The 13,907-nt window shown below is 38.7% G+C and carries 13 protein-coding genes and 1 other annotated feature; of the genes, 12 read left to right on the forward strand and 1 reads right to left on the reverse strand.

Annotated elements, in window-relative coordinates; translation table 11 throughout:
• The first annotated feature begins 207 nt into the window (after positions 1 to 207).
• The 5 genes from J7E67_RS21055 to J7E67_RS21075 all read left to right on the forward strand — a co-directional run bounded on the left by J7E67_RS21055 (position 208) and on the right by J7E67_RS21075 (position 5,402).
• A complete protein-coding gene (locus J7E67_RS21055; protein WP_214712565.1) occupies positions 208 to 879 on the forward strand; it encodes a TorD/DmsD family molecular chaperone in 672 nt (223 codons plus the stop codon).
• Positions 869 to 1,498 (forward strand): hypothetical protein, encoded by a 630-nt coding sequence (locus tag J7E67_RS31450; protein WP_251026903.1) that lies wholly within the window; start codon positions 869 to 871, stop codon positions 1,496 to 1,498. Before J7E67_RS21055 ends, J7E67_RS31450 begins: the two co-directional genes overlap by 11 nt.
• Before the next feature lie 364 nt (positions 1,499 to 1,862).
• The gene (locus J7E67_RS21065) at positions 1,863 to 2,615 is read left to right on the forward strand and encodes a DeoR/GlpR family DNA-binding transcription regulator (RefSeq protein ID WP_251026904.1); all 753 of its coding nucleotides are present in this window, start codon (positions 1,863 to 1,865) and stop codon (positions 2,613 to 2,615) included.
• The gene (gene pfkB / locus J7E67_RS21070; protein WP_214712570.1) at positions 2,612 to 3,526 is read left to right on the forward strand and encodes a 1-phosphofructokinase; all 915 of its coding nucleotides are present in this window, start codon (positions 2,612 to 2,614) and stop codon (positions 3,524 to 3,526) included. Before J7E67_RS21065 ends, pfkB begins: the two co-directional genes overlap by 4 nt.
• Positions 3,527 to 3,539: 13 nt before the next feature.
• Positions 3,540 to 5,402 carry a PTS fructose transporter subunit IIABC gene (locus J7E67_RS21075; RefSeq protein ID WP_214712571.1) on the forward strand — a complete coding sequence of 621 codons (1,863 nt, stop codon included), beginning with the start codon at positions 3,540 to 3,542 and terminating at the stop codon, positions 5,400 to 5,402.
• Positions 5,403 to 5,430: 28 nt separating this feature from the next.
• Here J7E67_RS21075 and bcbE read toward each other — a convergent pair whose 3' ends face one another.
• Complete coding sequence (gene bcbE / locus J7E67_RS21080; protein WP_214712573.1) at positions 5,431 to 6,717, reverse strand: bacillibactin exporter BcbE; 1,287 nt, start codon at positions 6,715 to 6,717, stop codon at positions 5,431 to 5,433.
• A 179-nt stretch (positions 6,718 to 6,896) separates the two neighbouring features.
• Positions 6,897 to 7,147, forward strand: a binding site (T-box leader).
• 247 nt (positions 7,148 to 7,394) lie between these two features.
• Between bcbE and trpE the strand changes: the two genes are divergently transcribed.
• Genes trpE through trpA form a run of 7 tightly spaced genes read left to right on the forward strand, consistent with a single transcriptional unit; the run spans position 7,395 to position 13,791 of the window.
• Positions 7,395 to 8,783: an anthranilate synthase component I gene (gene trpE, locus J7E67_RS21085; protein WP_214712574.1), complete on the forward strand. Its 1,389-nt coding sequence runs from the start codon at positions 7,395 to 7,397 to the stop codon at positions 8,781 to 8,783.
• Positions 8,780 to 9,391 (forward strand): anthranilate synthase component II, encoded by a 612-nt coding sequence (locus J7E67_RS21090; protein ID WP_214712575.1) that lies wholly within the window; start codon positions 8,780 to 8,782, stop codon positions 9,389 to 9,391. The genes trpE and J7E67_RS21090 overlap by 4 nt, the downstream gene beginning before the upstream one ends.
• Positions 9,363 to 10,391 carry an anthranilate phosphoribosyltransferase gene (gene trpD, locus J7E67_RS21095; protein WP_214712577.1) on the forward strand — a complete coding sequence of 343 codons (1,029 nt, stop codon included), beginning with the start codon at positions 9,363 to 9,365 and terminating at the stop codon, positions 10,389 to 10,391. The genes J7E67_RS21090 and trpD overlap by 29 nt, the downstream gene beginning before the upstream one ends.
• Positions 10,392 to 11,183: an indole-3-glycerol phosphate synthase TrpC gene (trpC, locus tag J7E67_RS21100; RefSeq protein ID WP_214732780.1), complete on the forward strand. Its 792-nt coding sequence runs from the start codon at positions 10,392 to 10,394 to the stop codon at positions 11,181 to 11,183. It abuts the gene before it with no gap.
• Positions 11,180 to 11,797 (forward strand): phosphoribosylanthranilate isomerase, encoded by a 618-nt coding sequence (locus tag J7E67_RS21105; protein ID WP_214712580.1) that lies wholly within the window; start codon positions 11,180 to 11,182, stop codon positions 11,795 to 11,797. Before trpC ends, J7E67_RS21105 begins: the two co-directional genes overlap by 4 nt.
• A gap of 5 nt (positions 11,798 to 11,802) precedes the next feature.
• On the forward strand, positions 11,803 to 13,002 hold the full coding sequence (gene trpB / locus J7E67_RS21110; RefSeq protein ID WP_214712582.1) for a tryptophan synthase subunit beta: 1,200 nt from the start codon (positions 11,803 to 11,805) through the stop codon (positions 13,000 to 13,002).
• A 3-nt stretch (positions 13,003 to 13,005) separates the two neighbouring features.
• The gene (trpA, locus tag J7E67_RS21115) at positions 13,006 to 13,791 is read left to right on the forward strand and encodes a tryptophan synthase subunit alpha (RefSeq protein ID WP_214712583.1); all 786 of its coding nucleotides are present in this window, start codon (positions 13,006 to 13,008) and stop codon (positions 13,789 to 13,791) included.
• Positions 13,792 to 13,907: the final 116 nt, after the last annotated feature.

Here is a 13,907-nt window from a genome sequence, read left to right on the forward strand (position 1 = left end):
TTATTAATATTTTTCTCGAATAGTGTTAATTTTACATAATAATTTCAAACCATTTTGAAATAAATGTGAATTATTCCATAAATGGGATTATTATATTGCAGGAATAAGGTAAGATATAACTGTAAAAAACAAATGTGCTATAGGAAAAGTGGGCGACAGGTTATAAATAAACATGTGAAATGTTTCACAATCAAGGAGAGAGAATAGATGACAACAACGACAGTGCGAATACATATTCAGTTACAGCCATTTTTCTTATCAAGGAAAAAATATTATCAGCTCCTCCATTTGCTATTTTTGGTGCCTTCTAATGGCGAGTTATTATTTGAAATACGAAACAATGGTAACTTACGGGAATTAGAAGAAATTCATGATGGTGGAAAAATACTTTGGAACTTTTTTGACCACATGACGGATGAGCAAATCAACAGGGAGTATGAAGAATATCAACGCCTTTTTATTGGACCAGGGCAGCTGGTAGCGCCACCGTGGGAGTCTTATTATCGGAGCAGAGAGCAATTGCTATTTGAGGAATGGAACTATCAAATCAGGGAGCAATACCATCTCTTTGGACTACAATATAAAAACGAGAATAATGAGCCTGATGATCACCTTTTACTCGAATTGGAATTTATGCTTTTTCTTGCCGATTTAAGTTTACAAGAAACTATGACTGATAGAATTGTTGAATTAATTTCACGTCAGATACACTTTCTTGAAAAACATTTAACCATATGGGTTCCCTATTTTTGTAAACGAATTATTGAACATACAAATAGCCAGTTATACCTGGGGGCAGCCATGCTTCTCGAAGACTTATTAACTTTTGATTTGACTACTTTACAAGAAGTAAAGGAGGCATTACCCGATGTCAGATAAGAATAATTTGAAGGATCTTTTATCCAATAAAATGCAGCGGCGAACTTTTTTGAAATGGTCCGGGGCAATTGGAATTCCTGTTCTTGCCGGAGGAATTGGAACAAAGATGCTCATTGATCGTAAAGAAGAGACAAAAACAGTGAGTGCCAAAGGTACTGAGAAAATTGTTTCAACATGCAGTATTAATAATTGTGGAGGTCGCTGTGTCATTAAAGCCCATGTCAAGGATGGAATGGTCGTTCGGGTAAGTACTGATACGCAAGAAAACGGCGATTTATCAACACCGCCACTTAGGGCATGTGTCAGGGGGAGAAATTACCGAAACATGTTATATGATCCCGACCTTTCATTATGTTCGCAAAAAGTGTTTAGTTTAAAAGACTCATTTTTACAAATTAAAAGCGAAAAGTGTGTAAACTGTACAGATTGTTCCAATATTTGTTTAGAAAATGCAATTCAAATAATACCAGAAATAAAGAAAATAAGGGATACAGGCGAACCTCTTCATACAAAAAAATGCATAGATTGTGGGCAGTCCTTTTCTACCTTTCAGTTTGCAAGGGAAAAATGTCCTCTATGTATTAATAGGGACCCTGAATGGTTAAGTCCTTATCAATAAGGAACATGCAAAAACCGCCAGAAATTATTTCTGGCGGTTTTTATATTAATATAAACACGATAAAACATCGAGTTTTTTGAAAGAATATGTATGGAGGAGAAGATGAGATTCGAACCCCCGCCGTCAGCTTGGGAAGCTGACATTCTACCATTAAACCACACCAGCAATATTTCAAAATGATACATAAATATTATAGAGCAGAAAAGTTTTGTTTTTTAAGTTGATATATTATGTATTGTAGAAAAATTCAAATAACGTTCAAAATCATTCAATTTATGAATGATTTTGAAAGAAAATGATTGATTTTTGCAATCGTTTTCAGTATTATGTACTTAAGAAGAATAAAAAAATAGGTGGTGATGACTTGTTAACACCAGAACGTCATCGAATCATACTACAATTGTTAAAAGATAAGAATGTTATTAAAATTAATGAAATTATGGAGTTAACCGAGTCTTCGGAGTCAACAATTCGCAGAGACCTCTCTTTGCTAGAAGACCAAAAATTTCTTAAGAGGATCCATGGAGGTGCCTCAAGATTACAGGGGAAACTTCAAGAGCCAAGTATGATTGAGAAATCCTCCAAAAACCTTCAAGAAAAACGATTGGTTGCTCAATTTGCAGCGAATTTAGTGGAGGAAGGTGATTGTATTTATCTTGATGCTGGGTCCACTGTGATTGAAATGATTGAATTCCTGCCATTAAAGGAGATCGTTGTTGTCACGAATGGATTAATGCATTTAAAGCCATTATTAGATAAAGGCATTTCGACTTATTTAATTGGCGGTTTGGCGAAGCCGAATACAAATGCTTTCATCGGAAGGGGAGCATTAGCCGGTTTAGACCTCTACCGTTTTGATAAATGTTTCATAGGTGTTAATGGCATCCATCCACAATTTGGATTTACAACTCCAGACCAGGAGGAAGCAATGGTGAAGCAAAAAGCAATTTCTCTTTCAAGAGAGAACTATGTTTTAGCAGATAATACAAAGTTTTCTGAAATCTCGTTTGCCAAAATTGTTGATATCCATGAAGCAACTATTATCACTAATGATGTAGATGACGAAACACAGAAGCAATATGTAAATAGAACAACAATAAAGGTAGTGACATCATGATATACACATTAACTTTAAACCCTTCAGTGGACTATATAGTCAAATTAGAGAGCTTTGAGCTAGGAGAATTAAATCGAACTGTAAATGAGGCGAAGTTTCCTGGTGGAAAAGGGATAAATGTCTCAACGGTATTAAACCAATTTGGTACCAAAAGTAAGGCACTTGGATTTATTGGTGGATTTACTGGTGCTTATATTGAGCGATATCTTCATGATGAAAAAATTGATACAGACTTTGTTCAGGTTGATGAAGATACTCGAATCAATATAAAGCTTAAAACCGGTCAAGAGTCAGAAATTAATGCCAAGGGTCCAAATATTTCAGAACAAAACTTCAAACTTCTTAAACAAAAAATTCACCAATTAGGAGCAGATGATCTATTAGTCCTAGCTGGAAGTATCCCTTCTAGCTTACCTAAAACAACCTATGAGGAATTAGTGAAAATTTGCAGTGAAAGTGGAGCAGAATTTGTTGTTGATGCTGAAGGTGATTTATTAAAAAAGGTTCTTGCTTATCAGCCATTTTTAATCAAACCGAATCATCATGAACTTGGGGAATTATTTGATACCACCATTACAAGCCCTGCTGAAGTCATCCCATATGGCAAAAAGCTCGTGGAAATGGGGGCAAAAAATGTTATAGTTTCGCTTGCAGGTGCTGGAGCGATCCTGATTACTAACGGAAAAACACTTTTGGCGGAGGTTCCAAAAGGGGAAGTGAAAAATTCAGTTGGTGCTGGGGACTCAATGGTCGCAGGTTTCCTGGCTACCTATGTGCGGACCAGAAATATTGAAGAAGCTTTTCGTTACAGTGTAGCGTCAGGAAGTGCAACAGCCTTTTCACTAGGTTTATGTACCAAGGAAAAAGTAGAAGAACTCCTTCCACAAGTTCATATAAAAGAGATTCGTTAAGGGAGAGAAAACCATGAAAATTACTGAATTGTTATCAAAGAATACGATTCTATTAAATATTGAAGGCAATGAAAAAGAAGCCACGATTAATCAGCTGGTTGATGTACTTTTTAATGCGGGGAAAATATCCGACCGTGATGAATTTAAAGCAGCGATTCTAAAGCGTGAAGAGCAAAGTACAACTGGAATTGGGGATGGGATCGCAATCCCGCATGCTAAAACAAAAGTAGTGAAAGAAGCCGCTATTGTCTTTGGTAAATCAGCTGCAGGTGTTAATTATGAATCATTGGACGGTAAACCGGCACATCTATTTTTTATGATTGCTGCTCCAGATGGTGCGAATAATACACATTTAGAAGCATTAGCTCGACTCTCTGGTTTGTTAATGAAAGCGGAAGTTCGATACGATCTTCTAAAGGCAACCACTCCTGAAGAAATCATTGACACCATTAACCGAAATGATAAAGAGGAAAAACAAGAAACAGTTACAATAAGTAAAAAGAATTCAATTGTTGCTGTTACAGGATGTCCAACTGGTATTGCACATACCTATATGGCCGCCGACTCCTTAAAAGCAAAAGCATCTGAAATGGGTGTAGATATAAAGGTTGAAACCAATGGTTCTGGCGGTGCAAAAAATATTTTGACCAAGGAAGAAATTGAAAATGCAACAGCAGTCATTATTGCTGCAGATATCAATGTGGAAATGGAACGATTCAACGGCAAGCATGTCATTCAAGCAGCAGTAGCAGAAGGAATTCGTCGCCCAGAACAATTAATTGACAAAGCGCTAAAGCAGGATGCACCTATTTTTCGAGGAAATGGCGGACAAAGTGAAAAGGGATCTGATCAAAAAGGGTCACGTACAGGCTTTTATAAGCACCTAATGAATGGTGTTTCTAATATGCTTCCATTTGTTGTCGGCGGTGGAATTCTTATTGCGATTTGCTTTATGTTTGGTTATAACTCATTTAAGCCTGATGATCCATCCTATAACCAGATCTCAGAAGCATTAATGACGATTGGCGGCGGAAACGCATTTGGACTCATTGTTCCTGTTTTAGCAGGGTTTATTGCTCTAAGTATTGCAGATCGTCCAGGTTTTGCTCCAGGTATGGTTGGCGGTATGATGGCGGCAAGTGGCGGAGCAGGCTTCCTTGGCGGTTTAGTTGCTGGTTTTCTCGCAGGTTATGTTGTCCTTCTTCTGAAAAAAGTATTTGCCGGACTGCCTAGATCTTTAGAAGGTATTAAGAGTATCTTACTGTACCCTCTTTTTGGAATTGCCATCACAGGATTCATCATGCTTTATGTAGTGAATAAACCAGTTGCATGGTTAAATGGAACAATTGCTGATTGGTTGACAGGTCTTGGGACAGGTAATGCAGTTTTATTAGGTATTGTGCTAGGTCTTATGATGTCGTTTGATATGGGGGGGCCAGTTAACAAGGCTGCCTATGTATTTGGAACAGGTTTATTAGCGAGTGGTGTTTATGAGCCAATGGCAGCGATTATGGCTGCAGGTATGGTACCGCCGCTAGCAATTGCTCTTGCAACGACATTCTTCAAAAATAAATTTAATGACCAAGACAGAGATGCTGGTAAAGCATGTTATGTAATGGGATTATCCTTCATTACCGAAGGGGCGATCCCTTTTGCTGCAGCTGACCCATTGCGTGTCATTCCTTCCGTTATGGCTGGTTCAGCTATCGCAGGTGCACTGTCAATGTCGTTCGGAATTGGTCTCCGCGCACCACACGGTGGAATATTTGTAGTCCCATTGGTTGAAAATGGAGCCCTTCTTTACGCACTAGCTATTTTAGTTGGATCAGTTGTATCAGCACTATTAATCGGTTTCTTAAAAAAACCAGTGAAATAATTACAAAATGAAAGAGCTGAGGGATTCCTCAGCTCTTTTGTCCTTGTGCATTGGGTTTTATGGCCATTAATGCGACAAGTGCAGCAATGATACTTAGACTGCCTAAGAGGATAAAAATCCAATGGATCGCATGCTTTAATAACAATGCAATAATCGGAGGTCCAGCAGCAACTCCAATAAACCTCATTGAACTATAAATTGATGAAATGGTTCCTCTTTCTTCTTTTTCAACGCCTTCGGTAATTAAAGCGTCTAGACATGGAAGGCCTGCACCGATTCCAATTCCGCTAATAAGAAACATGGTAATCATGTACCAAAGCTTAATCGAAAACCATAGTGCACCAATGGATACGGCTGTTGCGACAATTCCAGCAAACGTGATCCATTTCATCAATATTTTATTTTTCTTAATCACCTTACCGCTTATAAACGAGGATAGACAAAGTGCTCCTAGTGGTAATGCAAGAAAAAATCCCTTTTTAATATCCTTAATGTTGTATTCTTTTTCAAAAATTTCCGAAAGATAAAATAAAATCCCAAAAAGGACTAGCATGAGTATTCCACCAATAAAAAAGATACCGTATAGCCAACGGCCCTTTTCAGTAAAGGTTTTTTTCACGTTGATGAAAAACTCTTTGAAAGGAATTGGTTTCTCGGTTGTTTTTGGACATTTGACCAGAAATATGATCATTACCACGGAAATGGCACAAAATACAGGGAATGAAAAAAACGGCAAAAACCATATGAATCCCGCTAGAAAAGCCCCTAAAATAGGACTTAATACTTTCCCAAACGTATTGGATGTTTCAATGAGACCCAAACAACAACTAACATCATCTTCGTTATTAAACATATCACCAACCAATGGCATGACAATAGGAGCCGCCCCTGCTGCTCCGACCCCTTGCAGTGCTCTGCCAGCTAAAATAATCCAATAGGCATCATCAAGTTTCCATGAGGCAAATCCTGAAATTAGACCGCCAATACCGGCAATGATGAGACTGGGGATAATGACCTTTTTTCGACCAATATGATCTGATAGGTATCCTGCGACAGGTATTAAAAAAATGGCGACAATCGAATAAACAGTAATTATCATACTTGTTTGAAAAGATGAAATTGATAATTTTTTTTCCATTGAAGGTAGAACTGGTATTAACATTGAATTTCCCAATGTCATGACTAAAGGAATGGAAGACAGTGAGATGATTGCCCACTTTTGATTAGATATCTCATTGGACCGCTTTTGTCCGGCTGCAGATTGTTTCTTTTTCACAGCTTTTGGATTTTGGCTTAAATGTTCAATATGTTCCATTAATCTTCAATCCCGCCTTCATGATTTGCTATTATTACTATTCGCTTAATCACAGCAAAAAACCCTAGTTAAGGCATCCTTTAAATGGAAAAGAATTAATTTGAAATTTTCTAAATCTTTCACTTGACTTTCACTTGGAATTTGCGTAGGATAAAGTCAAACAACACGAAAGTTAAATAATTAACTCGTTGAGCAAGAGGAGTACACTAATTTATTTCTTCCAAGAGAGTCGGGGTAGGTGGGAGCCCGATAAGAAAGGATTTGTGGAATGGACTTGTGAGAGGCATCTTGAAGTAAGAGTAGGGATGCACGGAACTCCACCGTTAAAAGGATAGGATATCGAACGGATTGTTCCGTATCTGAAGAGGAAGCAGGTTTTATCCACTGCTTCAAATGGAGGTGGCACCACGACCATAGAATCGTCCTCTATATGCGTAATTAATTGCGCATATAGAGGACGATTTTTTTTTATTTAAAATAAAAAGTATAAAAATTTGAACTTAGATTACTGTCTAGCTTCAGCGCCTAGCGGCTAGTGTACTTCGCCCTTTTCGCTACGATAAGTCAACATCGGATCGCTAACGCTCTCCGTGTTTCCTTTATCTCAGTCAAAGTGCTCCAGTCCATACGCCGCTTAACAGGCGCTTGCGCTTTTCTTATTTGAAAGGAGTCGAAATATGAAAATTAAAAGTGGTTATTTCATAAACGAGATCGAAGGAGACACGCTTACACCCATCTCCATATTACAAAAAATTAGCGGGAAAAAGAAGTTCCTATTGGAAAGTTCTCATAAGTACAATGACTCTGGGCGATATTCATTTATTGGTGCAGACCCAGCTTTCGAACTTATTTCAAGGGGAGATAATAATGAGATTATTCAGCGGAATGGAGACAAGAAAGTTTTAAAAGGCAACCCTCTCGAAGTATTAAAAAAACTTATACCACCCATGGGTTTTGAAGAGTTTCCCTTTCCGTTTATTGGAGGCGCGGTCGGGTACGTGGGGTATGACATTATCAGACAATATGAAGTAATTGGAGATGAATATTCAAACGGAATGGAAATGCCGGATGTACACTTAATGTTTTATGAAGAAGTTATTATCTTTGATCATCTTGAAGACAAGGTCTTGATTTGTGGTTGCCCTTTAGTCAAGGAGAGCGATACCGCTTTAATTGAAAAAAGAATCAATCAAAGGATAGAGGAGCTAAAACAGCCTACCTTCTACCCAGCAGAGGAGCCATTTTATTTCTCAGGGTTTGAATCCGAAACAAACAAAGAAGCCTTTATCAAAAATGTAGAAATGGCGAAGGAGCATATTTTAGCAGGTGATATATTTCAAGTAGTCCTTTCGAGACGAATGAAATCAACATTTAACGGAGAACCATTATCGCTTTATCGTAAACATCGTGCGAATAATCCTACTCCTTATATGTTTTATATTGATTTTGATGCTTATACCGTTATTGGATCATCCCCTGAAAGTTTAATTAAAACAAGAGCCAACACAGTTATTTCAAACCCAATTGCAGGGACCAAAAGACGGGGAAAAACAAACGATGAAGATTTGTTGATTGAAAAAGAATTAAAAAATGATGAAAAAGAACTTGCTGAGCATAAGATGCTTGTTGACCTTGGCAGAAATGATCTCGGCAAGATCTGCAATTTTGGTTCCGTTCAAGTAGATAAGTATATGGCGGTAGAAAAATACCGGCATGTGATGCATCTTGTCTCTGAAGTAAGCGGGCATTTAAATGCTGATAAAACAGCAATAGATGCCCTCGCGGCCTGTCTGCCCGCTGGGACTGTTTCAGGAGCCCCGAAGGTTCGGGCTATGGAGATTATTAACTCCTTGGAAAAATCAAAACGAGGGTTATATTCAGGGGCTGTTGGTTATTTATCAGCAGACGGAAATATGGATTTTGCCCTTGCCATCCGAACTATGATTTTAAAAGAGGGTTCAGCATATATTCAGGCAGGGGCTGGTATCGTTTATGACTCAAATCCAGAGTCCGAATATCAAGAGACAATAAATAAACTTAATTCTTTCTTGGAGGGTGAGAAATGATTTTACTGATTGATAATTTTGACTCGTTCACATTCAACCTTTATCAGTATCTAGGGGAATTAGGTGAACAAATTACGGTTTTACGAAATAACCAATTAAGCATGGACCAAATCAGAGATTTAAATCCTAAAGCCATTATTCTTTCCCCAGGACCAGGGAAGCCAGAGGATGCAGGAATTTGTATCGAATTGATTCAAACATTTTATAATAAAATCCCTATTTTAGGAATCTGTCTCGGCCATCAAGCCATTGGTGCAGCTTTCGGTGGGGAGATTCAAAGAGCAGCCCTTATCAAACATGGTAAAACATCATTGATTTCACATCGGAGCGATGGATTATTTAACGGTCTTCCCAACCCATTAGAAGTGATGCGCTATCATTCATTAATTATTGAGAAGAGTAGTATTCCGGAGGAACTTGAGTGTATTGCACATTCTGATGATGACCAGGAAATCATGGCCATAAAACATCGTCAATATCCCGTTTTCGGTCTTCAGTTTCATCCGGAGTCGATTGGTACTCCATCAGGTAAACAAATCCTAAAAAACTTTTTATATGAGATAGAGAGGATGAATAAAAGTGAAGAATTATTTACTCCAATTAGCTAAACGTGAATCATTTTCTGAAAACCAGATGAAAGAAGCCGTGCATTTCATTTTGGGTGAGGAGGTTTCCGAATCTGAAATTGCTGCCTTTTTAATGGGATTGAAATCTAAAGGAGAAACAGTTGAAGAAATTACGGGGATTGTAAAAGCAATGAAGGCAAATACGCTGAAATTTAATGAGAAAATTTCAGGCGTTCTTGATAATTGTGGAACAGGAGGGGACGGATCCTCCAGTTTTAATGTGAGTACTACGTCTGCTTTTGTTATTGCTGGTGCTGGAATTCCTGTTGCCAAGCATGGCAATCGAAGTGTTTCGAGCAAAACGGGTAGTGCGGACGTGCTGGAATACTTAGGAATCCATTTAAATCTTTCCGCAGAAAGAACAGAAGAAATTCTTCAGGAAATAGGATTATCCTTCTTATTCGCCCCAAACGTTCATCCAAAGTTAAAGAAAGTCATGACAGTTCGAAAACAATTGAAGATACCAACCATTTTTAACTTTATCGGACCACTTACCAATCCGATTGAGTTGGACTATCAATTGTTGGGTGTGTATCGGAGAGATTTATTGAATGTGTTTGCTGAAGTTCTTTTGAAGTTAGGACGCAAGCGGGCTATTGTTATTAATGGCGCAGGTTTCATGGATGAAGCTTCACTTCAGGGGGAAAATTATTTAACTATTTTAGAGGATGGGAAAATTGCTAATCAATCATTTCTCCCAGAAGAAGTCAATCTCCCACAATATGATAACAGCTGTATTAAGGGTGGAGACTCTAAGGAAAATGCTGAAATATTAATCAATGTGTTAAAAGGGGAAAAGGGTGCTTACCGTGATACGGTTTTACTTAATTCCGGACTAGGAATTTATACAGCAGGTAAGGCAAACTCCATTCAGGATGGGATCAATGTTGCGAAAGAAATCATTGACTCTGGTGCTGCTTATGAAAAATTAACTACTTTGATTGAAAAATCTCAAGCAGCGGGTCAGAAAGAGGCGATATAAGTGGCAACAATCTTAGATAAAATCATTGACCAAAAGAAAAAAGAAGTTCTCTTCCTTCGAGAGGGAAACCAACTATTCGAAGGTACAAATCAGTCGAAAAGATCTTTAATTCAAAAACTGAAAACAGCAGAACAAATATCGATTATATCTGAATTTAAGCGAGCATCTCCTTCAAAAGGAATCATTAATAACATGATTGAGCCTTCCTATCAGGCGGGGTTATATGAAGAATATGGAGCTTCTGCTATTTCTGTACTAACAGACCAAACCTTTTTTAAGGGCTCTTTCTCCGATTTAAGAGCTGTTCGGAGCAAGGTAAATCTGCCGATTCTCTGTAAAGACTTTATCATTGATGAATTGCAAATAAATCTTGCTTCTTCCAATGGGGCGGATATCATTTTACTGATTGTAGCTGCATTAGACGATCAGAGATTGGTTGAACTCCTTCAATATGCTAAGAACTTAGGCTTGGAGGTACTGGTGGAGGTTCATAATCAGAAGGAATTGGAGAGTGCACTTAAGACAGGTGCAAAGCTGATTGGAGTAAATAATCGCGACTTAAAAACCTTTCATGTTTCACTTGAGGTGACAGAGACATTAGCTTCCATTGTAAAAAGCACTGGTGCGTATCTCATTAGTGAAAGCGGGATCCATCACCAAGAGGATGTTGCACGTGTTAGAAATGCAGGAGCGAATGGGATTTTAGTGGGAGAAGCATTAATGAAAAGTGCAAATGTGAAACAATCCTTTATAGACTTTCGCTTGCCGCTTAATGAAGGTGTAAATAGATGAAAGTAAAAATTTGTGGAATTACTGATGTTGAAACAGGGGTTGCGGCGGCTCAATATGGTGCTGATGCTATTGGGTTTGTTTTTGCAGAAAGTAAGCGCAGGATCTCGATTGAGAAAGCACGTGAGATAATTGCTAAGATACCTAAAGAGGTGTTTAAGATCGGTGTTTTTGTTAATGAAACAAAAGCAGATATCGAAAGAATCGCTGCCGCTGTGGGCCTGACACATATCCAGTTACACGGAGATGAAACAGCATCATTCAGTGAATCGCTTTCCTTGCCTGTCATTAAGTCAATCAGTTTTCAAGGAAATGAAAGCTTAGAAGCATTGGCTGATTTTCCAAGTGACTTTATTTTACTCGACAGTCCCAAAGGAAAATACAGAGGCGGAAATGGAACGGTGTTTAATTGGAATGAGGTCAATCCTCACTTGATTAATAGCCAAAAAGTCATCCTAGCTGGCGGGTTGCATGCAGACAATGTTGAAGAAGCGATAAAAATTATTAGGCCATATATGGTGGATGTTAGCTCAGGGGTAGAAACCGATGGGAAAAAGGATTTAAGTAAGATTCAAACATTTATTGAAATAGCCAAAAGCACACCTGTAGGGAGGTAAAGGGAATGAACACATATACATTGCCAAATGAGAAAGGCCACTTCGGCATTTTCGGGGGAAGATTTGTCCCGGAAACATTAATGAAAGCAGTAATTGAACTTGGTGAAGCCTATGAAAGCGCCAAAAAGGATCCTTCCTTTCAAGCGGAAATTCGAAAATTGTTAAAAGACTATGTGGGGAGAGAAACCCCATTGTATTATGCAGATAACCTGACGAAACACGCGGGCGGGGCTAAGATTTTTCTGAAAAGAGAAGATTTAAACCATACTGGCGCCCATAAAATTAACAATGCGATTGGGCAGGCACTACTAGCGGTACGTATGGGAAAGAAAAAAATTGTAGCTGAAACCGGTGCAGGTCAGCATGGTGTAGCAACGGCAACCGTTTGTGCCTTATTAAATCTTGATTGTATCGTGTTTATGGGTGAGGAGGACATCAAAAGGCAGGCATTAAATGTTTTTCGAATGGAATTGCTGGGTGCAAAGGTCGTCAGTGTTACATCTGGTAGTGCAACATTAAAAGATGCCGTAAACGAAGCCTTAAGATACTGGGTTGAAAATGTAGATGATACCCACTATCTATTAGGATCTGTAATGGGACCACATCCATTTCCGCAAATGGTCAGAGATTTTCAAAGTGTTATTGGCAAAGAAACAAAACAACAATTCCAATTAAGCGAAGGGGCGCTTCCGGATGCAGTGGTTGCCTGTATTGGCGGCGGGAGCAATGCGATGGGGATGTTCCATCCATTTATCGAGGATGAGATGGTTAGTCTTTATGGCGTGGAAGCTGCTGGACAGGGTGTAGATACAGAGTATCATGCGGCTTCCTTAACAAAGGGAAGTCCAGGTGTACTACATGGCGCACTAATGTATCTATTACAAGATCAAGATGGTCAAGTTCAAGAAGCCCATTCCATTTCGGCAGGTCTTGATTATCCAGGCGTAGGACCGGAACACAGCTATTTGCATGACATTGGTCGAGCATCATATCAATCGATTACCGATAAAGAAGCGCTAGACGCATTTCAGCTCTTATCGAAGCTTGAAGGGATCATCCCCGCATTAGAGAGTGCCCATGCAATTGCCTTTGCAGTAAAACTAGCTGCAAAAATGGATGAAACAAAAAAGATTGTTGTTTGCCTATCAGGACGCGGAGATAAAGATGTGGATACCGTGAAAACACGGCTGAGAGAGGAGAGATAAGAAATGAACCGTTTTGAAAAAACTTTTACGGCTTTAAAAGAAAATAATACAAAAGCTTTTGTTCCCTACATAATGGCCGGGGATGGTGGGCTGGAATGTTTGGTTGAACGTCTAACACTGTTGGAGAAATTTGGTGCAACTGCGATTGAAGTTGGGGTTCCGTTTTCAGACCCTGTGGCAGATGGACCAACCATTCAACGAGCTGGAATTAGGGCGCTTGAAAATGGAACAACCTTAAAGGGGATTATTGCAGAACTAGGAAAAGCGCGAAAGGATGTGTCAGTTCCAATCCTCCTCATGACCTACTTAAATCCCATTTATTCCTATGGAATAGAGGAATTTGTCCGAGATATTCGTATGGCTGGTGTGGATGGGTGTATTATTCCCGATTTGCCAATAGAAGAAGAGGAAATCATTACGCCACATCTTGAGGAAGCAGAAATTGAGTTGATTCGACTCGTAACGCTGACAACACCAATGGAGCGGATCAAAACGATTTCAAGCAAGGGCAAGGGATTTTTATACACGGTTACAATTAAGGGGATTACAGGGGCAAGAAATGAATATGATTCGGAATTGAATCAATTTTTAAAATCTGTAAAAGATGTAAGTCCGATTCCCGTCTTGGCTGGCTTCGGCATATCAAATAAAGAACAAATAACGGACCTAACAAAATACTGTGATGGAGTTATTGTCGGCAGTAAAATTGTCGATTTATTTAACAGTCAAAATTTGTCCGAGATGGAAAAGTTGATGTCAGTCTTCAAACCAAAATCAAAGATCGTATAGGTAAAAAGTCTACTCTCGATTGTGAGAGTAGACTTTTTAATAGTTTGTGTCATTTGTTACTGCGTGAATCCTCTATAATCAATATAATTTAGTTTACGGAATTGTTTTTTGAAACA

It is taken from the genome of Bacillus sp. ISL-46, assembly GCF_018613205.1.

Bases quoted from the DNA above. Each gene is read 5' to 3' on its own strand.
- J7E67_RS21090 (WP_214712575.1), top strand. From the start codon at position 8,780: ATGATTTTACTGATTGATAATTTTGACTCGTTCACATTCAACCTTTAT.
- J7E67_RS21105 (WP_214712580.1), top strand. From the start codon at position 11,180: ATGAAAGTAAAAATTTGTGGAATTACTGATGTTGAAACAGGGGTTGCG.
- trpB (WP_214712582.1), top strand. From the start codon at position 11,803: ATGAACACATATACATTGCCAAATGAGAAAGGCCACTTCGGCATTTTC.
- trpE (WP_214712574.1), top strand. From the start codon at position 7,395: ATGAAAATTAAAAGTGGTTATTTCATAAACGAGATCGAAGGAGACACG.
- bcbE (WP_214712573.1), bottom strand. From the start codon at position 6,717: ATGGAACATATTGAACATTTAAGCCAAAATCCAAAAGCTGTGAAAAAG.
- J7E67_RS21055 (WP_214712565.1), top strand. From the start codon at position 208: ATGACAACAACGACAGTGCGAATACATATTCAGTTACAGCCATTTTTC.
- pfkB (WP_214712570.1), top strand. From the start codon at position 2,612: ATGATATACACATTAACTTTAAACCCTTCAGTGGACTATATAGTCAAA.
- J7E67_RS21075 (WP_214712571.1), top strand. From the start codon at position 3,540: ATGAAAATTACTGAATTGTTATCAAAGAATACGATTCTATTAAATATT.
- J7E67_RS31450 (WP_251026903.1), top strand. From the start codon at position 869: ATGTCAGATAAGAATAATTTGAAGGATCTTTTATCCAATAAAATGCAG.
- trpA (WP_214712583.1), top strand. From the start codon at position 13,006: ATGAACCGTTTTGAAAAAACTTTTACGGCTTTAAAAGAAAATAATACA.